The following is a 26338-nucleotide window of genomic DNA, read 5'->3' as shown; positions in this document are numbered from 1 at the left end:
TTAGTTGCAATTGTAACGCGCAGCACGATAAATTCCGCACATGGTTGCAATTGCAACTACATGCATGCCGAGGGATTGGCGCCAACTGCTCCCCTCGCCAAGTACCGAACGCGCGGTGCTCCCGCTGCACTTTCCAGGAGACGACGATGGCACAACAATCCATGTTTCTCGACGAGGATCCACAAGAAACTCGCGAATGGCTCGAATCCATTGAATCGGTTCTGAGCGTCGAAGGCCGCCCTCGAGCCCATTACCTGATCGACCAGTTGCTGGACTTCGATGTTGCCCAACATGGCGACTTTTACGGGCGAGTCACCACGCCCTACGTGAACACCGTTGCGGTGGACCGCCAGCAACCCTATCCCGGCGATCTGATCGTGGAACGACGGATCAACGCCTACATCCGCTGGAATGCCCTGGCCATGGTGCTGCGCGCCGGCAAGCACTCGAACGTGGGCGGACACATTGCCTCCTATGCCTCGGCCGCCGTCCTCTATGACGTCGGTTTCGAACATTTCTTCCGTGGCCGAACCGAGCAGTTCGGGGGCGACATGGTGTACATCCAGGGCCACTCCTCGCCGGGTATTTACGGCCGCGCCTACCTTGAGGGTCGCCTGAGCGAGGAACAACTGGATAACTTCCGCCGCGAGACGGATCGTGATGGCGTGTCGTCCTATCCTCACCCTCGGCTGATGCCCGACTTCTGGCAGTTCCCCACCGTATCCATGGGTCTGGGGCCGATCACCGCGGCTTATCAGGCGCGCTTCATGCGCTATCTCGAGGATCGCGGCCTGAAGGAACACCAGGGTCGCAAAGTCTGGGCATTCCTGGGCGACGGAGAGATGGATCAACCGGAATCCCTGGCGGCGATTTCCCTGGCGGGCCGGGAAAAACTCGACAACATCATCTTCGTCGTCAACTGCAACTTGCAGCGCCTCGACGGTCCGGTGCGCGGCAACGCCAAAGTGATCCAGGAATTCGAAAGCCTGTACCGCGCAGCCGGCTGGAATGTAATCAAGGTTATCTGGGGTGGTGGCTGGGATGCCTTGCTGGACAAGGACAAAAGCGGCCTGCTGCGCCAGCGCATGATGGAATGCGTCGACGGCGAATATCAAAACTACAAATCCCAGAACGGTGCCTACGTACGCGAACATTTCTTCGGCAAATACCCCGAGCTGCTGGCGCTGGTCAGCGACCTCAGCGACGATGAAATCTGGAAGCTTTCCCGCGGCGGTCACGACCCGGAAAAAGTCTACAACGCCTACGCCGCCGCCATGCGCCACACCGGCGGGCCAAGCGTTATTCTGGCCAAGACCGTCAAAGGGTTTGGCATGGGTGAAGCGGGTGAAGGCCAGAACATCAACCACCAACTGAAGAAGATGGGCGAGGATGCGATCAGAGCCTTCCGCGATCGCTTCTCGCTGGAAATCACTGACGATCAATTGAGTGAAATGCCTTATCTCAAGCCTGCCGAGGACAGCGTCGAAGCGCGCTATCTGCAGGCCCGGCGCACTCATCTGGGTGGCTACATTCCAGAACGCGTCAGTGTCGCGCAGCCGCTGCAGATCCCGCCATTATCGATAATGGGCACCCAGCTCAAAGGGACTGGCCAGCGTGAGATCTCCACCACCATGGCGTTCGTGCGAATCCTTGGGACCCTGCTCAAGGACCCGAATATCGGCAAAGTGATCGTGCCCATCGTCCCCGACGAATCCCGCACCTTCGGCATGGAAAGCCTGTTCCGCCAGATCGGCATTCACTCCCACGTCGGCCAACTGTATACCCCTCAGGATGCCGGCCAACTGAGTTATTACAAAGAGGCCCGGGACGGGCAGATCATGCAGGAAGGCCTGAACGAATCCGGCGCGATCTCCTCCTGGATAGCGGCCAGCACGTCGTACAGCAACCACGGCGTGACGATGGTGCCCTTCTACATTTTCTATTCGATGTTCGGCTTCCAGCGAGTCGGCGACCTTGCCTGGGCCGCCGGTGATGCTCGGGCCCGGGGCTTTCTGCTCGGCGCTACCTCAGGTCGTACCACCCTGATGGGCGAAGGGTTGCAACACGATGATGGCCACAGCCATGTGCTGTCTTCGACCGTGCCGTGCTGCTTATCCTACGATCCGACCTACGCCTACGAACTGGCCGTGATCATCCAGGACGGCATGCGCCGCATGTATGTCGACAACGAGGACATCTATTACTACATCACGCTGCTCAACGAAAACTACGCGCACCCGGACATGCCGGAAGGTGCCGAACAAGGCATTCTCAAGGGGATGTACCCGCTCTCGGCCAGCGGCACCCCGGCCGAAGGCAAGCATGTGCAACTGATGGGCTGCGGTTCGATCCTGTTGGAAGTCATCGCCGCCGCGCAATTGCTGGAGACGGATTTCGGCGTCAGCAGCGAGGTATGGAGCGTGACGAGCCTGACCGAACTGCGTCGGGAAGGTCAGGAAGTCGAGCGCTGGAACCTGCTGCACCCGCAAGAGACGCAACGCATCGGACATGTTGAACGTTGCTTGCAGGACAAGCCAGGCCCGGTGGTGGTCGCGACCGACTACATGAAGATATTCGCCGACCAGATCCGGCCGTTCGTTCCCAAGCGGCGCTTCGTCGCGCTGGGCACCGATGGCTTCGGGCAGTCGGATACGCGCGAATCACTGCGCAAGTTTTTCGAGGTCGATCGGCACTTTATTGCGGTAGCCGCGTTGAAAGCGTTGGCCGATGAAGGCACGTTACCGAGGGAAAAAGTGGCCGAAGCCATTGCCCTGTACGGGATCGATCCGGAGAAACAGAATCCCGCCAAAGTCTGACAGCACTCACCCGCCCAAGAAAAAGCCGCGTTTGATACGCGGCTTTTTTGTGCCTGACGTCACCTGTAGAAGCGGTCAGGGCTTCTTGGTTCTCGGCAGGAAGATCGCCAACACCCCGAACAGCGGCAGGAACGAACACAGGAAGTACACGTATTCAATCCCGCGGACGTCCGCCAGATGCCCCAGCAGCGCCGCGCCAATCCCGCCAAAACCGAACATCAGGCCGAAGAACACCCCGGCAATCATCCCGACATTGCCCGGCACCAACTCCTGCGCGTAGACCACGATCGCGGAGAACGCCGAGGCCAGGATGAAGCCGATCACCACGCTCAGAATACTGGTCCAGAACAGGTCGACATGGGGCAGGATCAGGGTGAACGGCGCAACCCCGAGGATCGAGAACCAGATCACCGCCTTACGCCCGATCTTGTCGCCAATCGGCCCACCGAAGAAGGTCCCCGCCGCCACCGCACCGAGGAACAGGAACAGGTGCAGCTGTGAACTGGCCACCGACAGGTCGAATTTCTCGATCAGGTAGAAGGTGAAATAACTGGTGAAACTGGCCATGTAGAAATACTTGGAGAACACCAGCAAGCCCAGTACCACCAGTGCGCCGATCACCCGGTTTTTCGACAGACCGTGAGTTGCCGCCTGACCTTGCTTGAGCTTGAACAGGTTCAAGTGATTGGCGTACCAGCGGCTGATGCGGTACAGCACGAACAGCGCAAACACCGCGAACAGCCCGAACCACGCGACATGCCCCTGACCGTAGGGAATGATGATCGCCGCAGCCAGCAAAGGGCCGAACGCCGAGCCGGCGTTACCACCGACCTGAAAGGTCGATTGCGCCAGGCCGAAACGCCCGCCCGACGCCAGTCGCGCCACGCGCGAAGCTTCCGGGTGAAAGGTCGAGGAGCCAATTCCGATCAACCCCGCCGCCAGCAGAATCATCGGAAAACTGCCCACCTCTGACATCATCAAGATGCCGATCAATGTGCACACCGTCCCGGCGGGCAACAGCCACGGCTTGGGATGGCGATCGGTGTAGTAACCGACCCAGGGTTGCAGCAACGAAGCCGTCAGTTGGAACGTCAGGGTAATCAGGCCGACCTGGGTAAAGGTCAGGCCATAATTGGCCTTGAGCATCGGATAAATCGACGGCAGCACCGACTGAATCAGGTCGTTGATCAAATGCGCCAGCGCTACGGCGCCGATGATGCGCATGACTAAAGGACTGCTTTGCGGAGTCGCGGATGCCGGCGTACTGCCGGTCTGGGCATTGCTGATAGCCATGGGAATTTCCGTACTACAGAGGGGTGCACACGGGCAGGTGCGCCAATGTGCCATTTTTCAGTGCAACAGCGCCATCCCCTTAGCCTGCTAACGACTTCGACATTCATCCGAAGAGTGGGTGATAGCGCAACGCCATGGTCTAAATCTTGCCTTGTTTATCCCCTTCAACGCGGCCCCCTTACAAAGGGGATCGAGAATGGGAAGTTTCGCTACAGAGTCGGCCTACAGAGCTGGCGAGGGTGAACTTTCGAGGCCTTTTAAAAGGGCACGAGTCGCGGTCGCAACGGCCACGACGCACGCCAATGGTGCGTGGTGTCCAGAGGAGTCATGGGGCATGCAGGCTTTTTTATCACCGGGGATCGGGCTGCTGGGGCGTTTTGGCTTCGCGCGCAAATTTCAGTTGCTGTTTTTGCTGTTTATCCTGCCGCTGGCCGGCAGCCTGTGGATGATCGGCCAGGATTATCGGGACAAACTGCAGCTCATTTCCGGCGAACGTGCCGGGGTTCGGCAATTACTGGCTCTGGATGCGCTGGACAATCTGCTCGCCGCCCAGCGTGACCGCGCGGCCCGTTGGCGCGCCACCGAAACCAATCGCCAGCCGACCCCGGCCACCATCGCCGCCATGGGCGCGTTTGACGCCGTGCAGCCCGCCGTCGCCCAAGCCACCACGGACTTGGGCAACGCGTTGAAAACCGAAGGCGCCGAGGGTGAAACCCTGACCCGCTATCAAGCCCTGCAAACCGCCCTCAACGGCCTCGATTCGAAAAGCCTGAGCAGCGTCGGCTGGTGGCCGGACGGTTACGATCGCTTCACCAACGCCTTGAGCGCCCTGCAAGCGTTGCGCGAACAGATCGCCATGGACAACCGCCTGACCCTGGCGCCGTGGCTGGAAACCTATTTGCTGACGCAGATTTCTACCCAGCACGCGCCGGACCTGATTGAGCGAGTCGGACGGCTTGCCGCGGTCGGCCAGGCGTCAGTGGTGTCAGGCCAGTTCACCTTGCAGAGCCGACTGCAACTGCGGGATCTGCGTGGTCGCATCGGTGATGCCCGGGAGCAGCTTGTGAAAACGGCTAGCCTGCTCGAAGCACGCCTGCCCAGCGCCCTGCAAACCTGGGCCGGGCAATACCATGACAGCCTCAAGCATCTCGATGGCACCTTGAAGGTCCTCGATGATGGCGTGTTCGGCGGCAGCATCAACCTCAAGCCGGAAGACTTCGAACGCAACCTCGATGCGCTGCTCACCGACCTCGCTTCACTGCGCCAGCAATCGCTGGTGTCGCTGGATCAACGCCTGGATTACTACCACACCTCGGCCATCCGCCAATTCATCCTGGTGGCGACGATCTTTGGTTGCCTGCTGTTGGCCGCGCTGTACCTGTTCGTGTGCTTGCAGGCCTCGATCCGCCGCAGCGCCAGCGGCATCACGGTGCTGGCCGAAGCCTTGCGTGACGGCAACCTGAGCCTGCAAGTGCCGGTGCAGGGTCGCGACGAACTGGCGGCGATCAGCACCGCGCTCAACGTCGCCGTTGTGCAGTTGCGCAATAGTTTGCTCGGGGTCGATCACGAGACTTTGCAGTTGAGCAACGCCGTGCGCACCCTCAACGATCACTCCAGCGGCGCGCTGGGTGAAGTCGAGGCCCAGCAAATCCAGATCAGCCAGATCGCCGCCGCAGCCACGCAATTGGCTGCCACCTCGCAAGGGGTCGCCCAGAGCTGCGAACAGGCGTCCGGCAGCGCCCAGCACACCCAGCGCATCGCCGCCGACAGCAGCCGCGACAGCCAACGCACGACGGCGAGCATTCAGCAACTCAATCAGCGGCTCAACGACACGGCGGCGGCCTTGGGCCGGGTCAGTGAACAAGGGCAACAGATTCAATTGGTGGTCGACACCATTCGCGGCGTCGCCGAGCAGACCAACCTGTTGGCGCTCAACGCGGCCATCGAAGCGGCTCGTGCCGGTGAGCAGGGTCGCGGGTTTGCCGTGGTGGCGGATGAAGTACGCAGTCTGTCCCAGCGCACCCAGTCTTCCACCGCGCAGATCGCCAGCACCGTCGACAGCCTGCGCAGCACGGTGAATGAAGCAGTGACCCTGATGGAAGCCGCTTGCGGCCAGGCTCAGACCGACGCGCAAGCCGTCACGGGCCTGGGCGCACGCCTGGGGGAAATCGCCAGTGCCGTGCAAAGCGTTACCGACACCCTGGCGCAAATCGCCACCGCCGTCGAAGAGCAAGCAAGCACGGCGGATGAAGTCAGCGGCAATATCCAGCAGGTCGATCAGGCCGCCGTCAGGTTGCTGGAAGGCGCGCGGGCCGTGAACCTCGCGGCAGACACCTTGAGCCAGGGCAGCAAGGCCTTGAGCGCGAATACCGGGAGATTTCAGCTCAGTTGATGCCCTGCCCTGCCCCGTTTTTTCGGGCCAGGACGATAACCGGTTGAAAGTGTGGAGAAATATTTTAAATTTACGCTTGACGCATCTGCGTTCCAGGTGAATAATGCGCGCCACTTGGCTACATAGCTCAGTTGGTTAGAGCATAGCATTCATAATGCTGGGGTCCGGGGTTCAAGTCCCTGTGTAGCCACCAAGTACTAAAAACGGCTTACCGAAAGGTAGGCCGTTTTTTTATGCCTCGAGAAAAGTGCCGATCAAATCAGGCACGTAACGTCGACAATGCAGACAAGCCGCGTTCCCAAATCTGCCAGGTGCGCAGCCAGACCATGGCCTGCCAGTCACTGTCGGCGGGATAGAACTGCTCCAGCAGATTGAGTTTGATCCCGCGCCCAACGGCATCACTCGGATTGCCATGCAGATGCAGCCAGTGGTCATCGCGCAAATGCCGATGAACCTCCGCCCCCGGATACGTCCCGCACTCGATCACAAACGGCATCAGCCGCACCTGTGGCAAAGCATTGAGCAACGCCTGCGACGTATAACCCGTCGCGGTCGCCGCTACCCCGGTTTCGCTCGTGGTGTTGGCGCCGGTGTGCAAGGTGTAGAGCCATGGGCCGTAAATCGCTTGCGCATCTTCCAGGGCCGGGTACGCCGCTTCGGTAATGGTCAGCAGCATCGGATGACCGTACTCCCCCGCCCCGGTGTGCAAGTCGAAGCACATCGCGACGTCGGCGTGAGCAACGTGCTTCTGAATGATCTGGTGCAACGTGCAGTTCGACCAGCTCGGTGCCAGGCCGCCATAGAACAAACCGTCCGCGTGACTGTGCTGCCCGCCCTCGACAATCGACATCACCGCCGGCCAGCCATGTTCATTGATCTGCGCCTCGAGCAAGGCATCGGCGCGATCACGCTCGGGGCCGTGCAACTCCGTGCAGGCATAGATTTCATGCAGCAACCCGTAGGCTTGGTTATCCGGCAGCGGTCGCTCGAAGTTCAGGTGATTGCGGTTCAGATCGATGTTGTCTTCGTTGACCCGACGCAGCCACGCCGTGCCCCACGGGTTGATCAGATGGATCATCACCACTGCGACATCCGCCGGCAGCGAACGCTTGCCCAAATCCTGCAGCCATTTGATCTGACATCCCGAGCCGTAGAAGCCTTCAACCCCATGGGTGCCGCTCAGCGCGATCAACAGGCGCTTGGCGTGGGGATCGCCGAGCACCGCGACATCGGTGCTCAACGATTCACCGAACGGCCCTTTAAGCGGATGCGGATACTCGGTCAACGTCGCCCCGGCTGCAGTGGCCGCCGCGAGAAATTGTTCACGTTGCCCACGGTAACTTGGCTGGGTAGGAAACTCGCTCTGCATGTGTGCCTCTTGTTGGTTTTCTGGCCGCTGTATTGCCTTCGACCCTACAGAAAACTCGCCCACTGATGAAGGACAAAAGTGTCGTGGCTGTCGGACGAGGTTTACGTCGTACCCTGTCGGCCGATAAAGTCTGCGGATCTTTTATCCCACGGACGGAGTGCCCCGCGTGTTCTCAGCCTTCCCATTGAGCCGCTATCGCCTGTCAGCCCTGTCGCTGATCGCTACCGCATTAACCCTCGCCGCCTGTAACGCCCCGCCCACTTCAACCTTGCCCCTGGCGCCAGAAGCCGCCTCGGGGTATCGCACCGACCTGCAAACCCGCTACGCCTCGAAACACATGGCGGCCGCGGCCAATCCGCTGGCGGCCGAGGCCGGGCGGGAGATGCTGCGTCAGGGCGGTTCGGCCATTGATGCGGCCATTGCGATGCAAGCGGTGTTGACCCTGGTGGAACCGCAATCGTCGGGCATCGGCGGTGGTGCGCTGATCGTGCTGTGGGACGGAAAAGCTGTGCGCACGTATGACGGTCGGGAAACGGCTCCGTCCGGCGCCACCGAGAAACTTTTCCTGCAAGCCGATGGCACACCGATGCCGTTCACCCAGGCGCAAATCGGTGGTCGCTCAGTAGGGACGCCGGGGGTGTTGCGGGCCCTTGAATTGGCCCATCAGAAACACGGACGCCTGCCCTGGGCGAAGCTGTTCGAGCCGGCGATCAAACTTGCGGAAAATGGCTTTGCGATCTCACCACGTTTGCATCAGTTGATTGCATCTGACTCGTCGATGCAGCGTTCGCCGGACATGATGGCGTACTTCCTGAATGCCGATGGCAGCCCGAAAGCCGTCGGTACGCCACTGAAGAATCCGGCGCTGGCCGCGGTGCTGAAACGCATCGCGCAGGAAGGTCCCGACGCGTTGTACAAAGGGCCGGTTGCCGAAGAAATCGTCGCCAAGGTTCAGGGTCATAAAAACCCGGGCAGCCTGTCGCTGAACGATCTTCAAGGTTACAAGGCCAAGGAGCGCGCGCCGCTGTGCACCGACTACAAACGCTGGCAGGTCTGCGGCATGCCGCCACCGTCGTCGGGCGGGATTGCCGTGGCGCAGATCCTCGGCACCTTGCAGGCCCTGGAAACCCGCGACCCGCGCTTTGCCCTGGCGCCGCTCAAACCGCTGAAGACGGACAAACCGGCAGGCATCGAGCCAGCGCCAGAAGCCGTGCACCTGATCTCCGAAGCCGAACGCCTGGCCTACGCCGACCGCGCGCAGTACGTGGCCGACACCGACTTCGTGCCAGTGCCGGTCAAAGGCCTGGTCGACCCGACCTACCTGGCCAGCCGCGCCGCGCTGATCGGTGACCGCAGCATGGGCTCGGCTAAACCCGGCACACCGCCGGGCATTCAAGTCGCCTACGCACCGGACCGCTCGCCCCTGCGCATCTCCACTTCGCAAGTGGTGGCGGTCGATGACGAAGGCGGCGCAGTGTCCATGACCACCACCGTCGAATCCGCATTCGGCTCGCACCTGATGGTCCAGGGCTTCATGCTTAATAACCAGATGACCGACTTCTCATTCATCCCCGAAGAGAACGGGCAGAAAGTCGCCAACCGCGTCGAACCCGGCAAACGCCCACGCTCATCCATGGCGCCGACCCTGATCTTCGACCGCCAGAGCGGCGAATTCCTCGCCACCGTCGGCTCCCCCGGCGGCTCGCAGATCATCGAATACGTCGCCAAATCCACCATCGGCCTGCTCGACTGGAACCTCGACCCGCAAGCCGCCATCAGCCTGCCCAACTTCGGCAGCCGCAACGGCCCGACCGAACTGGAACAGGGGCAGTTCAGTCCGGCGTTGATTCAGGCGTTGAAGGACAAAGGGCATGTGGTAAATGAGATTGATATGACCAGCGGGACCCAGGCGATTGTTCGGGTCAAGGATGCGCAGGGGAAAGCTTCGTTGGCGGGAGGGGCGGATCCGCGGCGTGAGGGGGAGGCGTTGGGGGATTGAGTCGTACGCTGAAATGAGAAAAGGCTTACCGGGAGGTAGGCCTTTTTTAGACTTAGCAGGAAGAAGAAGTAGAGATAATTTTTATATCCACTTCAAAGTAACCCGCTAGTCAGAGCATATCGAGCACCTCTTTAGAGACGCAGAATCGGGTGATGGGTCTTGCCGCTGGGGGCCAGCACTTCGGGTCGGTGATTTCCACCCAGGATTGCTCATACCCCGGCATCGCATCGGCGCTGCCGCTCAGTTCGCGGCCGAAGTTGGCCAGTTGCACGGCTGTGTCCTGCAAGGTGCTGTAGGAAAACAGGTAAACAGTTGCAGCCGTCATCGATACATCCTTGAGTGAATATTTGCCTAGCGACTGATCTTCAACGCCTGCCGCGCCTGATGCTTTTCCAGCGCCAGGTCGATCAAGCGGCTGACCAGTTCGCTGTAAGTCATGCCGGTGGCCTGCCACAGTTTGGGGTACATGCTGATGCGGGTGAAGCCGGGCAGCGAGTTGATCTCGTTGATCAGCACTTCACCACTGTCGGTCAGGAACACATCGACCCGCGCCAACCCGGAACAACCGAGCACCTGGAACGCCTCGACGGCCAACGCGCGAATGCGTTCGCTTGCTTCAACACTGATGTTGGCCGGTACCACCACTTGGGCGGCCTGGTCGTCGATGTATTTGCTGTCGTAGGAATAGAAGCCACTGCTCACCACGATCTCGCCACAACCACTGGCGATCGGCTGATCATTGCCGAGCACCGCGCATTCGATCTCGCGACCGCTGACGGCGGATTCGATCAGCACTTTTTCGTCAAAGCCCAGGGCCAGTGCAACCGCGGCCACGTATTCGGCTTCGTCGGTGACTTTGCTCACGCCCACCGAAGAGCCCTGGTTCGCCGGTTTGACGAACAGCGGAAGACCGAGTTTGCCTTGGACTTCCGCAAATCCGGTGCGCGCGGCGCTGGCACGGTTCAACGTCACGAAGGGCGTGACCGCAATCCCGGCATCACGCAGCAAGCGTTTGCTGATGTCCTTGTCCATGCACACCGCCGAACCCAGCACATCGGAGCCGACAAACGGCAAATCCGCCATGCGCAGCAAACCTTGCAGGCAGCCGTCTTCGCCGAGGGTGCCGTGGACGATCGGGAAGATCACGTCGACATGGCCCAGCAATTCCGGGCTCGAAGTTTCGACCAATTGCTGGCTGGCCTTGCCCGGCACCACCGCCAGTTCGCGATTGGATTGATTGAGGGCGATCAGCGCCGGGTTTTCCTGGTTCAGCAGGAAATTCGAGGGATCGTTGAGGTGCCAGTGGCCCTGTTTGTCGATGCCGATCAGCACCGGTTCGAAGCGCGAACGGTCCAGTGCATCGACGATGTTTTTCGCCGATTGCAGCGACACTTCGTGCTCCGCCGAACGACCGCCAAAAATAATTCCTACCCGCAGCTTGCTCATTGCCTGGCCTCCTGGTGAACGTGCTGTTTGATACCACGGCAATGCCGATGAGTTAAAGGCTGAAACTTCGCGCCGTCTGCACAAGTCATTGCTAATACTCATCCCGTCATGCCGAGGCCGCCCTTGAACGCTCCGACCGATCGTCGCAACAGCCTCTCACTGGACGGGCTCAACTTCTTTCTCGCCGACGTGCGCGACGGGCTCGGGCCGTACCTGGCGATCTATTTGCTCGCGGTGCATCACTGGGACCCGGCCAGCATTGGCCTGGTGATGACCCTGGCCGGGATCGCCGCGTTGCTGACCCAGACTCCGGCCGGGGCGCTGATCGACCGAACCCGTCGCAAGCGCGGGGTGATCATCGTCGCGGCGCTGCTGGTGACGTTGAGTTGCCTGGTATTGCCCTTCATTACTTCGTTCACCCTGGTGGCCCTGACCCAAGCCTTGAGCGCCGCCGCAGCCTCGATATTCGCCCCAGCGATCTCCGCGATTTCGCTGGGCATCACCGGGCCTCGAGCCTTTACCCGCCGCACCGGACGCAATGAAACCTTCAACCACGCCGGCAATGCTGCCGCGGCGTTGCTGGCCGGTGGTTTTGCCTATTTGTTCGGCCCGGTGGCGGTGTTTTACCTGATGGCGGTGATGGCGCTGGCCAGCGTGATTGCCATCAGCTTCATTGCGCCGCAAGCCATCGATCACGACGTTGCCCGAGGCTTCGATCCGCAAGGCCCGGCCCATGGCGAACAGCCCTCCGGCCTGAACGTTTTGCTGCACAACCGGCCACTGCTGGTGTTCGGCATTTGCTGCGGGCTGTTCCACTTGGCGAATGCGGCGATGTTGCCGCTGGTGAGCCAGAAATTGTCCCTGGTGAATTTGCAGATGGCCACGCCGCTGACGTCCGCCTGCATCGTCGCTGCACAATTGGTGATGGTGCCGGTGGCGTTGCTGGTGGGATGGAAAGCGGACGTGTGGGGACGCAAACCGTTGCTGCTTGCCGGCTTCCTGATCCTGCCGTTGCGCGGAGTGCTTTATACCCTGTCGGATGATCCGTACTGGCTGGTGGCGGTGCAGTTGCTCGACGGTGTCGGTGCCGGGATCTTCGGCGCCTTGTTTCCGGTGGTGATCAAGGACCTGACCCAAGGCACCGGCCGTTTCAACGTAAGCCTGGGCGCGCTGTCGACGGTGTTTGGGCTTGGCGCCGCACTGAGCAACGGATTGGCCGGGCTGGTGGTTCAGCAGGCCGGCTACAGCGCGGCATTCCTGACCTTGGCGGCGGTGGCGGGAGCAGCGTTTGTATTGCTCGTGGTGGCCATGCCCGAGACGTTGAATCGGGCGCCCGCCGTTGCCGATCAATCTGCGGCCACGGCGCTGACCTGATCAGCGATTGGCCACCAGATGCGCACCAAACAGCAGGTAGCAACCGCCGGCAAAACGGTCCAGCCACTGGCGCGATCGCTCATAAACGCTGGCAAACCGACGGCTGGCAAACAGCAGCGCCACGCTGCAATACCAAGTGAACGACAGGCTCGCCATGGTCAACACCGCCAGGGCCAGCAACATCGGTGGCGGTGAGGCCGGCATGGCCGTGGCGAAAATCGTCGCAACGAACAGCGCCGACTTGGGATTGGTCATGTTGCCCAAAAAGCCCCGGCCATAGGCTGACAGCAGCGTCCGCCCTGCCCCGTTGAGCGAGTTGTTTGCCCCCGCCACCGTCGCCGGTTTGCGCTTGAACTGCTTCAAGCCCAGATAGATCAGGTAACAGCCACCGGCAATCTTGAACGTCAGGTAAAGCGTCGGCGCCGCGCTGAACAGCGACTTGATGCCCAAACCACCGGCCAATCCCCACAACACCGTGCCCGTGGCGACGCCCAGCGCGGACATCACGCCGTGCCGCCGGGAACAACTGGCCGCCAATTGCGCGATGTTGAAGAAGTTGGGCCCCGGCGTTACGACTGCGACCGTCCACAAAAGGGCCAGTGACAATAACGGTGCGGCGTAACTCAAGTGGCTCAGTTCCATTGGAGGGATCGCCTTCGTGGCATAGGAGAATTTCGTACCTTGCAACATTCTGTGGCATTTTTCTACTCGTCGCTGTAACGCCATCCCTCAGCAGACAGACCCGTTGCCCCTGGGTTAACGTGTTCTGAACCGAGTTCAAGACAACGCCACCATGGCCAAGCACACGCCACCCAACGACTGGTTCCACCGCGCGCCCAACAGCGGCGGGCTGGAGCGTATCGAGGCGTTTTTTGCCGGCCATGGCTACGACCTGCATCGTCACGACACCTATGCCATCGGCCGCACCCTGGGCGGGGTGCAGAGCTTTCAGTACCGAGGCGGCTGGCGTCACAGCCTGCCGGGCGGGACTTTGGTGCTGCACCCGGACGAACTGCACAATGGCGAGGCCGGCACCGACAGCGGTTTCCACTATCGAATGATGTACATCGAGCCAGCGCTGATCCAGCAGATACTCGGCGGTCAGCCGTTGCCGTTCATCAAGACCGGCCTGTCCACCGATCCACGTTTGTTCGCTGCCACCGATGTGCTGATGCGCAGCCTGGATGACCCGCTCGACCCACTGGAAGAACAGGATGCGTTGTTCGATCTGGTGCACGCCTTAAGCACTGTCTCCGGCGCGCCCGACAAACGCCAGCGCTTCGACTATGTGGCGGCGGAACGTGCCCGGGAGTTCATGCACAGTGCCCTGGACCGCAGCGTGACCCTGGAGGAACTGGCGCAGCACAGCGGGCGGGATCGCTGGAGTCTGTCGCGGGATTTCCGCCTGCTGTTCGGCACCAGCCCTTATCGCTACCTGACCATGCGGCGCCTGGACCTGGTCCGCGCGTTATTGATTCAGGGCCAGTCGCTGGTCAGCGCCGCCCTCACCGCCGGCTTCACCGATCAGAGCCACATGACCCGCCAGTTCAGCAAAACCTACGGTTTGTCACCGGCGCGCTGGATGAAAATGCACCGCCGCTGAAGCACGCACAATCGTTCAAGAATCACGCCGATACGCTGGTTATCGTGGGCTCGGAATCAATCCGGAGAACCACCTGATGAACACGTTCAAAAGCCTGAACTTCTTGCAGAAAATCGAGCTGATCGACCAGCACTGGTCACCCCGGGTCATCGCTGAAATGAACGACTATCAGTTCAAAGTGGTGAAGTTGCTGGGGGATTTCATATGGCACGATCACCTCGACACCGACGAAACCTTCATCGTCCTCGAAGGGCAATTGCGCATCGACTTTCGCGACGGCCATGTGCTGATTTCGGCCGGCGAAATGTACGTCGTGCCCAAGGGCGTCGAGCACAAGCCGTCAGCGGAACAGGAAGTGAAATTGCTGCTGATCGAACCCAAGGGCGTGGTGAACACTGGCAGCGAAGGCGGTGAACGCACGGCGGCAAATGATCTGTGGATTTGAAAAACAGCGCAAATGCGCAGACTGTGGCCGTCGCGATCACTTGACCGACTTCCCGGTCGACGAATAAGGACATTCCATGAGCGACTTCCCGACCCTTGAAACCCCGCGTCTGCTGTTACGTGAAATCGTCACGGCCGACGCCCCTGCCGTGCTGGGGATTCACGGCGATGAGCAGGCCATGCGCTGGTTTGGCATGGACCCGCTTACCGATATCGCCCAAGCCCAGGCATTGGTCGAGACGTTCGCCGAATTGCGCACTCTGCCCAATCCCGGTATCCGCTGGGGCATCCAGTCCCAGGAACACCATGACTTGCTCGGCAATTGCGGCCTGTTCAAATGGAACAAACTGTGGAAAAGCTGCTCACTGGGTTTCGCGCTGGGGCAGTCGGCCTGGGGCAAGGGCATCATGTCCGAAGCACTGCACACCACGCTGGCCTGGGGGTTCGAACAGATGCAGCTCAATCGGATCGAAGCCACGGTCCACCCGGAAAACCAAGCGTGCTTGAAGTTGCTCGAACGCTTGGGTTTCGTCCAGGAAGGTCGTCTGCGCCAGGCAGGTTTCTGGCTAGGGGAACATCACGATTTGCTGCAACTGTCGTTGTTGCGCGCAGACTTTGAAGCGCCGCTCAGTGCGACTTAGTCCGACTCGCGCAGGGTCTTGCCGTCCACTGGGTCACCGATCTTCAGGAAGTGCCCACCGGCAACATGGTGCAAGGTGCGCAACGCATCTTGCTCCTCGAAGTGCCAGCGGCCATCGCTGAACACGCGTTCATCGGCCTGGGCGGCAATCACTTCGGCCAGGAACAGGTCGTATTGCTGATGATTGTGCGGCTCCGGCAGCAGCCGGCACTCCAGCCACGCGACGCAACCGTCCAGCATCGGCGCATCAATCAGTTCAGCGCTGAAGGTCGGCAAGCCGAAAGCCTGGAACTTGTCCTGGCCTTTTTCCTGGGAGATTTCCAGGCCCGACGTCGAGCCCACGGTTTGCACGATATCGGCCTGGGCGGCGCAGGGCACGTTCACCACGAACGTACCCGAGGCTTCCAGCAGTTGTCGGGTCCAGGTGGACTTGTCCAGCACCACCGCGATTTTCGGCGGTTCAAAATCCAGCGGCATGGCCCAGGCCGCCGCCATGATATTGCGCTGGCCGTCGTGGGCCGCACTGACCAGCACGGTCGGCCCGTGATTGAGCAGGCGATAGGCCTTGGGCAACGGAACCGGACGGCGATGGGAAACGGTCATGGGTGTCTGCTCCGGAGGAAAACGCCGATTGTAGCGGGATCCGGAAGGCAAACATCAAGTCGCCAATTGATTGGCAAACTGCCCGACCGCGTTCACCACTTTCTGCGCGCCATCACGAATCTCGACGATCACCGTGCCCGCCTCCGCCGCCAGCGCCAGGCCTTGTTCCGCCTGGAGCTTGCCGTCGGTCATCAGGCTGACGGCGTTGCGCGCCATGTCCTGGTTCTGACGCACCACGCCGACAATTTCATCGGTGGCCTGGCTGGTGCGTGACGCCAGTTGCCGCACTTCGTCCGCCACCACCGCAAACCCCCGACCCTGCTCACCGGCCCGCGCCGCTTCGATGGCCGCGTTGAGCGCCAACAGGTTGGTTTGCTCGGCAATGCCACTGATGGTCTTGACGATGGTGCCGATCACCAACGATTGCTCATTCAAGGCTTCAATGCCTTCACCGGCGGTTTGCATGTGTCTGGCCAGGTCGCGCATCACGTCCACGGCCTGAGTCACCACGGCCGTGCCGCGCTGGGCGCAGTTGTCGGTCTGGATCGACGTGCTGTAGGCAATGTTGGCGGCGTCGGCGACGGCTTGTTCCTGATTGACCTGATCGGTAATCACCGTGGCGAACTTCACCACTTTGTAGAGCTTGTTGTTGGCGTCGACCACCGGGTTATAGGACGCCTCCAGCCAGACCACACGACCGTGGCTGTCGATGCGTTTGAAACGGTCGGCGACAAACTCGCCATTGTTCAGGCGGCGCCAGAAGTTCTGATACTCGGCGCTGTTGTACTCCTCAGGTGTACAGAAGGTACGGTGATGTTTGCCCTGAATCTGCGCCAGGCTGTAACCCATGCCGTTGAGGAAGCGCTCGTTGGCGCTCAGCACGTTGCCATTGAGGTCGAACTCGATCACCGCCGTCGAACGCACCAGCGCACCGATCAGGTTTTCGTGTTCACGAGACGCTTCGATGGTGCGGGTCAGGTCGCTGGAATAAATCGAGAAATGCTTGATCCGCCCGTCCGCCGAGCGCACCGGCTGCAGGATTGAACGCAACCACGCCTCGGCACCATTGCCGCGCAACAAACGCACGGTACCGGCGAAATGCTCGCCGCGAGTCAGCGCGTTTTTGAAGCGCCGATGAAATTCGTCGGACTTCACATGCGCCGGCACGATGTCTTCGATGTGCCGGCCGATCAGGTCGTTGCTCTTGTAGAGCATCTCGCCGAGAAAATTCTGATTGACCGATTGCACCCGCCCATCGGGATCGAGGGTCAGGGCCAGCATCTCGCTATCCAGGCTTTCCTTCACTTGCAGGAGGCTGGAGAGTTCTTCGCGAAGAGCGGACAGCTCCTGCTTCAAGCGTTTGTTGAACATGGGAAAGCACCGATGGGCTAGGAAAGAAAGCGGGATGCAGCCTAGCCATCGGCCTTGGGGATATTTTCTGAAGAGTGGTTGAGGGTTGTCCTACAAAAATAATGGCGAGGTGCCATTTGCCAACAGAAGCCCTATGCGAGCCGCTTACAAAACCCACCGCTCTAGCCCGGCCACATCAGGTATCCTCCGACTAAATTGCAACAACATGTTGCAACGGTATCGACCCGATAAGGAGTTCCGTTTTGGAGTTATCGACTGCTGCCTGGATGGTCCACGACACTCGCTTGATCCTTTGCTGCCTGCTGGCGATTGCCACGATTATCGTGTTGATCAGCGCCACCAAACTCCCGCCGTTTCTGTCGATTCTGATCGGCACTTTCATCGCCGGTGTCGGTGCCGGTTTACCGCCCGAGGACGTGGCCAAGGCATTCAGCAAAGGTGCCGGGGCGATTCTTGGTGAGGCGGGGATCATCATTGCCCTGGGGTCGATGCTCGGGGCGTTGATGGCCGAGTCCGGGGCTGCCGATCGCATTGCCTCGACCTTGCTCGGGCTGGGCAAAGGCAAGTCGTTGCCGTGGGTCATGGCGCTGGTGGCGATGGTGATTGGCCTGCCGCTGTTTTTCGAAGTGGGTCTGGTGATGATGGTGCCGATCATTTTCGTCATGGCGCGCCGTTCGGGTCAGCCGTTGCTGAAGATCGCCATTCCGGCGCTGGCCGGGATGACCACGTTGCACGCCTTGATGCCGCCGCATCCGGGTCCGCTGATTGCGGTCAGCGCGTTGCACGCCGACCTCGGGCTGACCATGTTGCTGGGCTTCAGCATCGCGATTCCGGCGGTGATTCTGGCCGGTCCGCTGTACGGCAATTGGCTGTCCAAGCGCATGCACGTTGAAGAGCCGGCGGAACTCGGCGCGCTGTTCAGCGCCCCGCCCAAGGCCCCGCGCCTACCGAGCTTCGGCATGTCGTTGCTGATTATTCTGTTGCCGGTGTTGCTGATGCTCGGCAGCACCTTGGCGAAAGTCGCCATGAGCCCTGAAAGCACCGCAGCCCTGACGCTGAAATTTCTCGGCGAGCCACTGGTGGCGTTGGGCATTGCGGTGATGGCGGCGGTGATCTGCCTCGGCTGGGCCAATGGCATGCGCCGCGAAGAAGTCGGCGGCACATTGCGCAAAAGCCTGGCGCCGATTGCGGTGTTGCTGCTGACCATCGGCGCCGGGGGTGGCTTGAAGCAAACGTTGCTTGATGCCGGTGTCAGCCAGACCATCAGTAAAGTCGCCGAAGGTGCGCACATGCCGTACTTGCTGCTGGCCTGGTTGATCGCCGTGGCGTTGCGCCAGGCTACCGGCTCGGCCACGGTCGCGACGACGACCACGGCGGGGATCCTGGCACCGATGATGGCGGGCCTGGCGGCGACGCAAAGCTCATTGGTGGCGTTGGCGATTGGCGCCGGCTCCGTGTTTTTCTGCCACGTGAACGACGCTGGATTCTGGATGGTCCGCGAGTACTTTGGCTTGCAGCTCAAGCAGACGATCTGGGTCTGGTCGATCCTGCAAACCATCGTGTCGGTGGTGGGGTTGGTGGGGACATTGTTGTGGTGGCATTGGTTGACTTGATGGCCGCCGCGCCCGTCCCCGAGATAGCTACAGGCAGGGCGCCACGGAAGGGCTCCCGACCTTGGGCATGCGCGCGCCAAAATACGCCGCGCTGCTCACGCCCACCGCGCCCATCACCGCACAGAAAATCACACAGATCCACGGACTCCACGGCATCAGACCGATCAACAGCAGCGGTGTGATACTCGCCCAGGCGGCGTAGGCAATGTTGTAGGTGAAGGAGATCCCCGAGACGCGAATCCGTGCCGGGAACAGGCTGACCATCACCGACGGCACCGCGCCGACCACGCCGCAACTGAGACCGGCAATCGCATAGGCCAGGCCGATCCAGTCGCCGCCGATGATCAGGCAGGTATAGAGCACACCGATGCCCAATGGCAGCAGCAAGCTATAGAGCATTACCGTGCGCCAGGCGCCAATACGATCGACCAGCAAACCGGCGAGCACGCAACCGATGTTCAGGAACACGATGCCCAACGCGCTCAGGGCAAAGGTATGGCTGGCGGTCATGCCGAAGGTTTTTTGCATCATGGTCGGGGTGATGACCACGAACACCACCACCGCCGACGTCAGCACACAGGTGAGGATCATTGCCGGCAGCATCGCCAGGCGATGTTCGCGCAGTACCGTGCGCAGCGGCAGCTCGACGGCTTCATCGCGGCGAGCCTGCATCGCCATGAACACCGGGGTTTCACTGAGCCAGCGACGCAGCCAGACACCGATCACGCCAAACACGCCACCGAGCAGGAACGGATAGCGCCAAGCGTAATCAAGGATTTCTGCCGGGGTGAAGGCCTGGGCCAGGAAGGTCGCGGTCAACGCGCCGATCAAGTAACCAAACGTCAGCCCGGCCTGGAGGAATCCGAGCGCATAACCGCGATGCCCGGCCGGCGCGTGCTCGGCGACGAACACCCAGGCGCTCGGCACTTCCCCGCCCACCGCCGCGCCCTGGAGGATGCGCAGGACCAGCAGCAGTAACGGTGCGAAATAGCCGATTTGTGCGTAGGTCGGCATGATCCCGATCAGCAGGCACGGCAGCGCCATCATCAGGATGCTCAGGCTGAAGACTTTCTTGCGCCCCAGTTTGTCGGCGAAGTGCGCCATCAGAATCCCGCCCAGCGGCCGCGCCAGGTAACCGGTGACGAAAATCCCGAAACTTTGCAGCAAGCGCAGCCATTCGGGCATTTCCGGCGGGAAGAACAGCTGACTGAGGGTCAGGGCGAAAAACACGAAAATGATGAAATCGTAGATTTCCAGTGCCCCACCGAGTGCCGCAAGGCTCAAGGTCTTGTAGTCCGAACGGGTGAACGGCGCCGGGCGCGTTTCGGTATTGGCAGTCATGAAAAGAACTCTGGCACGGGCAAAAACCAAGGCGCACATGGTCTACGCAAATGCGCCGGTGGACAAGCCGATCAGGTTTCTGGGTTGGTTTTCAGCCACGCTCTGTGCATTGAATTCAGCGTCACGACACCAATAATCGGGCACTTTCCAACCCACAGGAAAGCCGCCATGATCAGCCATACCCGCAGTAAACGCCTGACCGTTCCCCAGTTGGTGGCGATGAAAGGCCAGCAGAAAATCGTCTCGCTGACCGCTTATACCCGCTCGATGGCCGAGTTGATGGACCCGTTTGTCGATTTCATATTGATCGGTGATTCCACCGCCATGGTCGGCTATGGCCGCACCTCGACCCTGGACATGAGCCTGGAAGAAATCATCGGCCATACCCGCGCGGTGGTGGCCAGCACCCGGTTGGCCTGCGTGATTGCCGACATGCCGTTCGGCAGTTATCAGGAATCGCCGCAGCAGGCCTACCGCAATTGCGCCGAAGTGCTGGCCCGCACCGGTTGCGATGCGCTCAAGCTCGAAGGCGGCAAGGCCCTGGCCAGCACCGTGGAATTCCTGGTGCAGCGCGGCATTCCGGTGATGGCGCATATCGGCCTGATGCCGCAGTACGTCAACGTCATGGGCGGCTTCAAGGCCCAGGGCCTGAACGACACGACCGCCGCGGCCATCGAAGAAGATGCTCGCGCGCACCTCGCCGCCGGCGCGTTCAGCCTGTTGCTGGAAGGGGTGGCCGAACCGCTGGCCCGGCGCATCAGCGATATCTCGGCGATGCCGACCATCGGCATCGGCGCTTCACCGGCCTGCGACGGGCAAGTGCTGGTGACCGAGGATATCCTGGGCCTGGGCGGCGAATATGTGCCGCGCTTCGTCAAACCCTATGCGGATGTCGGCGCACTGATCAGCCAGGCGTTCGAATGTTTCGCCGATGAAGTGCGCAACGGCCAGTTTCCACAGATGCAGCATTGCTACGGCGTAAGCTGACGCTCCTGGTCTATGGCCTCGGCCAGGGTCTTCACGGCCAGGCCGATGTCCTTGCTCCAGTCCACGGTGTAGCTCAGGCGCAGGCAATTGCGCCACAAACCCTGTTGACTGAACATCTCGCCGGGGGCAATCACGATGCCTTTGGCCAACAGGCGCTCGAACACCCGGCGCATGTCCACCGGGTACACCGACTGCGCCCACAATGTTGCGCCCCCCGCCGCTGCCACCACGTTGAACTGGTCGGCGGCGTGCTCCTGGAGCAGGCGGGTCATCTGCGTCATGCGCTCCTGGAGCAGACCGCGCAACACCTGCGCGTGCCGATCGATTCGCCGCGAGCCATACAAACGCGCCAGCGCTTTTTGCCGGATCGGCGACAGGCGAAAAGCACGGTCGAGGCACTGGCGCTGCATCGCGGCGTCCTGACCTCGGATCAACACATAACCGAACGGTGCTTCCGAACCGATGACTTTATCGAAGGTGGAAAACACCACCAGCCGCTCGGGGTCGGCGAAATCCCGGTAGCGCGACTGTTCGGGCAGGAAACCGAACTCGCCATAACTGTCGTTTTCGAACAGCCAGATATGCCGCGCCCTCAACCAATCGCATAACTGTTGTTTGTCGGCGGCCGGCATCAGGCTGCCGTGGGGCATGCTCACGGTCGATGAGAACACCGCCAGCGCTACGGTTTCACGCTGCAACAGGTCGTGAACCTGCTGCAGGTCAAAGCGGCCATCGATTTGCAGCGGTACCTCGATCACCCGGATATCCGCCGCGTGCAACTGCCGCAATATCGCCCAGGAACACGGCGACTCGACCAACGCCACAGTCCCTCGCAGGTTCAGCGCGGCCAATGACATGTCCAGCACACTGCGCAGGTCGGCGCCGATGAACACCTGTTCCGGCCGCCAGTAGTGCGCGGTCGAACGGGTGTAGCGCTCAGCCAACACCGTGCGTAATTCGATCTCGCCGAATGGCTGATACAACGGCACCGCCGAACGCGGGTATTGGCGCGACAGTTCGCGCTCGGTCATCAACAACGGGTTTTCCAGCGACAGCAACATCGACGGCGCATCACTGCTCAGCGCCAGCATGCCGGGCTGGCGTGCGTAGGCGTAAACGTTGTCGAGCAGGTTGGCGGCCGGTGTCGGCAGTTGCGTCGAGCCGGCGCGGCAGAAGTACCCGAGCTTGGGCCGGGAAAAGACGCGGCCCTCATCTTCAAGCAAGGCGTACGCACACTTGGTGGTGGATACCGAGACATTCAGGCGCAACGCCAACTGGCGCAATGACGGCAGTTTCCACTCGCCCTCGGTCCGGGTCGAGTCGATCAACTCGACCAGGTAGCGATACACGGCCTGATAAGCGAAGGTGCTGTCCTTGTTCAAACGCAGTCATTCCTTGAGTTGGGTACGGCGCAGCATCCTCCCATGACGCACGGGACGCAATGTGCGCCAAACCCTAAAACAGCCCCGCAAAAAAACTGCGATTGATTTACTGTTGGCACCTGACCAGACGGGCCTTTGCGGCCCGGAACATCACAATAATCATAAAAATCCGAGGTACTCCCGTGGCCGCTGATATCGACGATAGCCGCTATGCCCGCTTTGCCCTGCGCTGCTCAGGTTTTGCCGAACGCTGGTTCCCTGATTCCTGGGTGTTCGCCGCCCTGGCGGTGATCATCGTGGCCCTGGCGACCCTGGCCATGGGCGCCAAACCCACCGACGCCGCCATGGCCTTCGGTGACGGGTTCTGGAGTTTGATTCCGTTCACCATGCAAATGGCGTTCGTGGTGATTGGCGGTTATGTGGTCGCCAGTTCGCCGCCAGCGGTGAAGCTGATCGATCGCCTGGCGCGGATCCCGAAAAACGGTCGCTCCGCCGTGGCCTGGGTCGCATTGATTTCGATGGTCGCCTCGTTGCTGAACTGGGGTTTGTCGCTGGTTTTCGGTGGTTTGCTGGTGCGCGCCCTCGCCCGCCGCACCGATCTGAAAATGGATTACCGCGCCGCCGGTGCCGCTGCGTATCTGGGCCTGGGCGCCGTTTGGGCGTTGGGGTTGTCGTCGTCCGCCGCGCAATTGCAGGCCAACCCGGCCAGTTTGCCGCCGTCGATTCTGTCGATCACCGGCGTCATCCCGTTCACTCAAACGATCTTTCTCTGGCAGTCCGGCGTGCTGCTGCTGGCGCTGATCGTGGTCTCGCTGATCATCGCCTACGCCACCGCCCCCGGCCCGAACAGCGCGCGCGATGCCAAGGCTTGCGGGATCGACCCGAGTTTCAACCTGCCACCGCTGCAACCGCGCACCCGCCCCGGCGAATGGCTGGAACACAGCCCGTTACTGACGATTCTGCTGGTACTGTTGGCCGGCGGCTGGCTGTTCCATGAGTTCTCGACCAAACCGGCGATCAGCGCGATCTCCGGGCTGAACACCTACAACTTCCTCTTCATCATGCTCGGCGCCCTGTTGCACTGGCGCCCGCGCAGCTTCCTCGACGCGGTGTCCCGCGCGGTGCCGACCACCACCGGCGTGCTGATCCAGTTCCCGCTGTACGGCTCGATTGCCGCGCTGATGACCACCGTCAAAGGCACCGATGCCCAGACCCTGGCCCACCACATCTCGACCTTCTTCGTACAAATCGCCTCCCACGACACCTACGCGCTGTTGATGGGCGTGTACTCGGCGATTCTCGGCTTTTTCATCCCGTCCGGCGGCGGTAAATGGATCATCGAAGCGCCGTACGTGATGCAAGTGGCCACTGATCTCAACTATCACTTGGGCTGGGCCGTGCAGATCTACAACGCCGCCGAAGCCCTGCCGAACCTGATCAACCCGTTCTACATGCTGCCGCTGCTGGGCGTACTCGGGTTGAAGGCGCGGGACTTGATCGGGTTTTCGTTCGTGCAGTTATTGGTGCATACGCCGCTGGTGCTGTTTCTGCTGTGGGCGTTGGGGACGACGCTGGTTTATACGGCGCCGGTGATGCCTTAAATGTTGTCAGGCGTTCATCGGTTCTGCGATGAACGCCGCTTTTGTGGCGAGGGCGCTTGCTCCCGCTCGGCTGCGAAGCAGTCGTAACCCGGCCACCTCGTTTCTCCTGAAACAACTCGCTGGCCAGTCTCAGGGCCGCTTCGCGCGCCAGCGGGAGCAAGCTCCCTCGCCTCAGTTTCCATACCGGTCATGCAACTGCAGATCGGATCCAACTTCGTGTAACCTCCCCGTCACATCGCGCTGCTAGCGTCCCGCCGAAACATATCGCAACAAATTGCCACAATTCTGCAAGAAAACAGGAGCTGGAATGAACGACGAAAAAGATGGAAACGACATCCCCTCCCCTGAAACCGATCAACCCGCCGATACCAGTCGCCGCCGCTTTCTCGGTGGTGTTGCGGTATTGGGTGTCGGGGCGACCCTGAGCGCCTGCGGCACTAAAGACAACGAGCCCGGCAAACCGGTCGAGCGTCCGCTGACACCCGCCGAGCTGGATAAAGCCCTGCACGAAAACGTGAAAAACGTGGTGGTGATCTACGGTGAAAACCGCAGTTTCAACAACTTGTTTGCGGATTTCCCGGGGATCGAAAAACCGCTGTCGGCCCTCAAGCCTGAGGATTACCAGCAACGGGACCGCGACGGCAGCCTGCTCTCGACCCTGCCACCGGTTTGGGGCGGTTTGAATCAGGTTGGCCCGCAAACCCTCGATGGCGTGATCTATCCCGCTGGCACGCAATTCCAGGAACACTTGCCCAATATCCCCTACGCCCTCAAAGGCCCGCAAGGCGAAGACTTGCCGCTGAGCCTGGTGACCCGCGATCTGTGGCATGTGTTCTATCAGAATCAGATGCAAATCAATGGTGGCAAGAATGACCGTTTTGTCGCCTGGGCCGACTCCGGAGGCCTGACTTTCGGCCACTACGCCCAAACCCGCTATTCATTGCGCTTGTGGGATGTCGCCCGGGAATTCGTGCTCTGCGATAACTTCTTCCAGGGCGCTTTCGGCGGCTCGTATCTGAACCATCAATACCTGATCAGCGCGCAGGTGCCGTTCTACCCCGATGCCGCAAACTCGATCGCCAAGCCACAGATCGCCACGCTGCAAAGCGATGACCCGACCGACAACCGTCTCAAGCCATTGGACGCCTCGCCCGCCAGCGCCATGACCGGCCCGCCGCAGTTCGGCCCAAGCCTGCTGACACCTGATGGCTACGCGGTGAACACCATGGCGCCACCGTACTGGCCGACCTGGATTCGCGACCCCGAGCGCCCGGACTACGCCAAGCCGTTGCCTAGCGTGCTGGTGCCGCAAACCCATGAACACATCGGCGACAAGCTGTCGAAAAAGAACGTCGACTGGGCCTGGTACGGCGGCGCCTGGCAAGCGACGATCGATGAGTACAAGGATTCGGGGGCCATTCCGAAAATCCCGAATTTCCAGTACCACCATCAGCCGTTCAACTACTTCAAGCGCCAAGGCCCGGAAAACCCGGCCGAGCGCGCCAAGCGTCTGCGCGACGGTGGCCTGGGCGATGAGTCGAGCACCAACAAGTTCCTGGCCGACGCCGAGGCCGGCAAGCTGCCGGCGGTGACGTTCTACAAACCCCAGGGCAACCTGAACATGCACGCCGGGTACGCCGACATCGCCTCGGGTGACCGGCATATCGTTCGCGCGCTGAAAGTGCTGCAGCAAAGTCCACAATGGAAAAACATGGTGGTGGTGATCACCGTCGACGAAAACGGCGGCTGGTGGGACCACGTGGCACCGCCCAAGGGTGATCGCTGGGGCCCGGGAACACGGATTCCGGCGCTGGTGATTTCGCCGTTTTCGCGCAAGGGCACGGTGGATCACACGGTGTATGACACCGCTTCGATCCTGCGGCTGATCACGCGCACCTTTGGCCTGGAAACCCTCGACGGGATCAAAATGCGTGATGACGCGATGATTGCCCGTGGGCAAAAGCCGATGGGGGATTTGACCAATGCCCTGCATTTTTCGGGTTGATTGATAGCAAGATCAAAAGATCGCAGCTTTCGGCAGTTCCTACAGGGCGTGTACCCGCG

At 61.0% G+C, this 26338-nt stretch carries 18 protein-coding genes, 1 tRNA gene and 3 pseudogenes; 12 read left to right on the top strand and 10 right to left on the bottom strand.

Annotated features, from left to right (window positions below):
* The first annotated feature begins 146 nt into the window (after positions 1-146).
* Positions 147-2816, top strand: coding sequence for a pyruvate dehydrogenase (acetyl-transferring), homodimeric type (gene aceE, locus HKK53_RS25685; protein ID WP_169373087.1), 2670 nt, complete (start codon positions 147-149; stop codon positions 2814-2816).
* Positions 2817-2891: 75 nt separating this feature from the next.
* Here the strand turns inward: aceE and HKK53_RS25680 are convergent, their stop codons facing one another.
* The gene (locus tag HKK53_RS25680) at positions 2892-4109 is read right to left on the bottom strand and encodes an MFS transporter (protein WP_169373086.1); all 1218 of its coding nucleotides are present in this window, start codon (positions 4107-4109) and stop codon (positions 2892-2894) included.
* 334 nt (positions 4110-4443) lie between these two features.
* Between HKK53_RS25680 and HKK53_RS25675 the strand changes: the two genes are divergently transcribed.
* Both HKK53_RS25675 and HKK53_RS25670 read left to right on the top strand, forming a co-directional pair.
* Positions 4444-6501 (top strand): methyl-accepting chemotaxis protein, encoded by a 2058-nt coding sequence (locus HKK53_RS25675; RefSeq protein ID WP_169373085.1) that lies wholly within the window; start codon positions 4444-4446, stop codon positions 6499-6501.
* A gap of 116 nt (positions 6502-6617) precedes the next feature.
* A tRNA-Met gene (locus tag HKK53_RS25670) sits at positions 6618-6694 on the top strand.
* Positions 6695-6760: 66 nt separating this feature from the next.
* On the opposite strand, the gene HKK53_RS25665 is transcribed toward HKK53_RS25670, so the two are convergent.
* On the bottom strand, positions 6761-7870 hold the full coding sequence (locus HKK53_RS25665; RefSeq protein ID WP_169373084.1) for a DUF2817 domain-containing protein: 1110 nt from the start codon (positions 7868-7870) through the stop codon (positions 6761-6763).
* 166 nt (positions 7871-8036) lie between these two features.
* On the opposite strand from HKK53_RS25665, the gene ggt reads away from it, so the two are divergent.
* Positions 8037-9869 carry a gamma-glutamyltransferase gene (gene ggt / locus HKK53_RS25660; RefSeq protein ID WP_169373083.1) on the top strand — a complete coding sequence of 611 codons (1833 nt, stop codon included), beginning with the start codon at positions 8037-8039 and terminating at the stop codon, positions 9867-9869.
* A gap of 140 nt (positions 9870-10009) precedes the next feature.
* Here the strand turns inward: ggt and HKK53_RS25655 are convergent.
* Positions 10010-10194: pseudogene (locus HKK53_RS25655) on the bottom strand (gamma-glutamylcyclotransferase); the annotation flags it as partial.
* Positions 10195-10220: 26 nt separating this feature from the next.
* Positions 10221-11315: a D-alanine--D-alanine ligase gene (gene ddlA / locus HKK53_RS25650; RefSeq protein ID WP_169373082.1), complete on the bottom strand. Its 1095-nt coding sequence runs from the start codon at positions 11313-11315 to the stop codon at positions 10221-10223.
* 108 nt (positions 11316-11423) lie between these two features.
* On the opposite strand from ddlA, the gene HKK53_RS25645 reads away from it, so the two are divergent.
* Positions 11424-12689, top strand: coding sequence for an MFS transporter (locus HKK53_RS25645; RefSeq protein WP_442962273.1), 1266 nt, complete (start codon positions 11424-11426; stop codon positions 12687-12689).
* Here HKK53_RS25645 and HKK53_RS25640 read toward each other — a convergent pair whose 3' ends face one another.
* Positions 12690-13331, bottom strand: a complete 642-nt coding sequence (locus HKK53_RS25640) for a LysE family translocator (protein ID WP_169373080.1) — start codon at positions 13329-13331, stop codon at positions 12690-12692.
* 151 nt (positions 13332-13482) lie between these two features.
* On the opposite strand from HKK53_RS25640, the gene HKK53_RS25635 reads away from it, so the two are divergent.
* The 3 genes from HKK53_RS25635 (at position 13483) to HKK53_RS25625 (ending at position 15377) form a co-directional block, all read left to right on the top strand.
* Positions 13483-14292, top strand: a complete 810-nt coding sequence (locus tag HKK53_RS25635) for an AraC family transcriptional regulator (protein WP_169373079.1) — start codon at positions 13483-13485, stop codon at positions 14290-14292.
* A gap of 76 nt (positions 14293-14368) precedes the next feature.
* On the top strand, positions 14369-14737 hold the full coding sequence (locus tag HKK53_RS25630; protein WP_169373078.1) for a cupin domain-containing protein: 369 nt from the start codon (positions 14369-14371) through the stop codon (positions 14735-14737).
* A gap of 76 nt (positions 14738-14813) precedes the next feature.
* Positions 14814-15377: a GNAT family N-acetyltransferase gene (locus tag HKK53_RS25625; protein WP_169373077.1), complete on the top strand. Its 564-nt coding sequence runs from the start codon at positions 14814-14816 to the stop codon at positions 15375-15377.
* Here the strand turns inward: HKK53_RS25625 and HKK53_RS25620 are convergent.
* The 3 genes and pseudogenes from HKK53_RS25620 to HKK53_RS33060 all read right to left on the bottom strand — a co-directional run.
* Complete coding sequence (locus HKK53_RS25620; protein ID WP_169373076.1) at positions 15374-15979, bottom strand: flavin reductase family protein; 606 nt, start codon at positions 15977-15979, stop codon at positions 15374-15376. The genes HKK53_RS25625 and HKK53_RS25620 overlap by 4 nt on opposite strands.
* 54 nt (positions 15980-16033) lie before the next feature.
* Positions 16034-16462: pseudogene (locus HKK53_RS33065) on the bottom strand (methyl-accepting chemotaxis protein); the annotation flags it as partial.
* Between the two features lie 159 nt (positions 16463-16621).
* Positions 16622-17260, bottom strand: a pseudogene (locus tag HKK53_RS33060) (PAS domain-containing protein); the annotation flags it as partial.
* Positions 17261-17592: 332 nt separating this feature from the next.
* On the opposite strand from HKK53_RS33060, the gene HKK53_RS25610 reads away from it, so the two are divergent.
* Positions 17593-18963: a GntT/GntP/DsdX family permease gene (locus tag HKK53_RS25610; protein ID WP_169373074.1), complete on the top strand. Its 1371-nt coding sequence runs from the start codon at positions 17593-17595 to the stop codon at positions 18961-18963.
* Positions 18964-18990: 27 nt separating this feature from the next.
* On the opposite strand, the gene HKK53_RS25605 is transcribed toward HKK53_RS25610, so the two are convergent.
* Positions 18991-20304, bottom strand: coding sequence for an MFS transporter (locus tag HKK53_RS25605; RefSeq protein ID WP_169373073.1), 1314 nt, complete (start codon positions 20302-20304; stop codon positions 18991-18993).
* Positions 20305-20472: 168 nt separating this feature from the next.
* On the opposite strand from HKK53_RS25605, the gene panB reads away from it, so the two are divergent.
* Positions 20473-21291, top strand: a complete 819-nt coding sequence (gene panB / locus HKK53_RS25600; protein WP_169373072.1) for a 3-methyl-2-oxobutanoate hydroxymethyltransferase — start codon at positions 20473-20475, stop codon at positions 21289-21291.
* Here the strand turns inward: panB and HKK53_RS25595 are convergent.
* Positions 21276-22673, bottom strand: coding sequence for an aminotransferase-like domain-containing protein (locus tag HKK53_RS25595; RefSeq protein ID WP_169373071.1), 1398 nt, complete (start codon positions 22671-22673; stop codon positions 21276-21278). The genes panB and HKK53_RS25595 overlap by 16 nt on opposite strands.
* 182 nt (positions 22674-22855) lie before the next feature.
* Here HKK53_RS25595 and HKK53_RS25590 point away from each other — a divergent pair, with 182 nt between their 5' ends.
* Both HKK53_RS25590 and HKK53_RS25585 read left to right on the top strand, forming a co-directional pair.
* The gene (locus HKK53_RS25590; protein WP_169373070.1) at positions 22856-24274 is read left to right on the top strand and encodes a short-chain fatty acid transporter; all 1419 of its coding nucleotides are present in this window, start codon (positions 22856-22858) and stop codon (positions 24272-24274) included.
* 307 nt (positions 24275-24581) lie between these two features.
* Positions 24582-26279: an acid phosphatase gene (locus HKK53_RS25585; RefSeq protein ID WP_169373069.1), complete on the top strand. Its 1698-nt coding sequence runs from the start codon at positions 24582-24584 to the stop codon at positions 26277-26279.
* The last annotated feature ends 59 nt before the right edge of the window (positions 26280-26338 follow it).

The sequence above is a fragment of the Pseudomonas sp. ADAK7 genome (assembly GCF_012935675.1).
Lineage (GTDB): Bacteria > Pseudomonadota > Gammaproteobacteria > Pseudomonadales > Pseudomonadaceae > Aquipseudomonas.
This window is presented reverse-complemented; position numbering and strand designations above follow the sequence as displayed.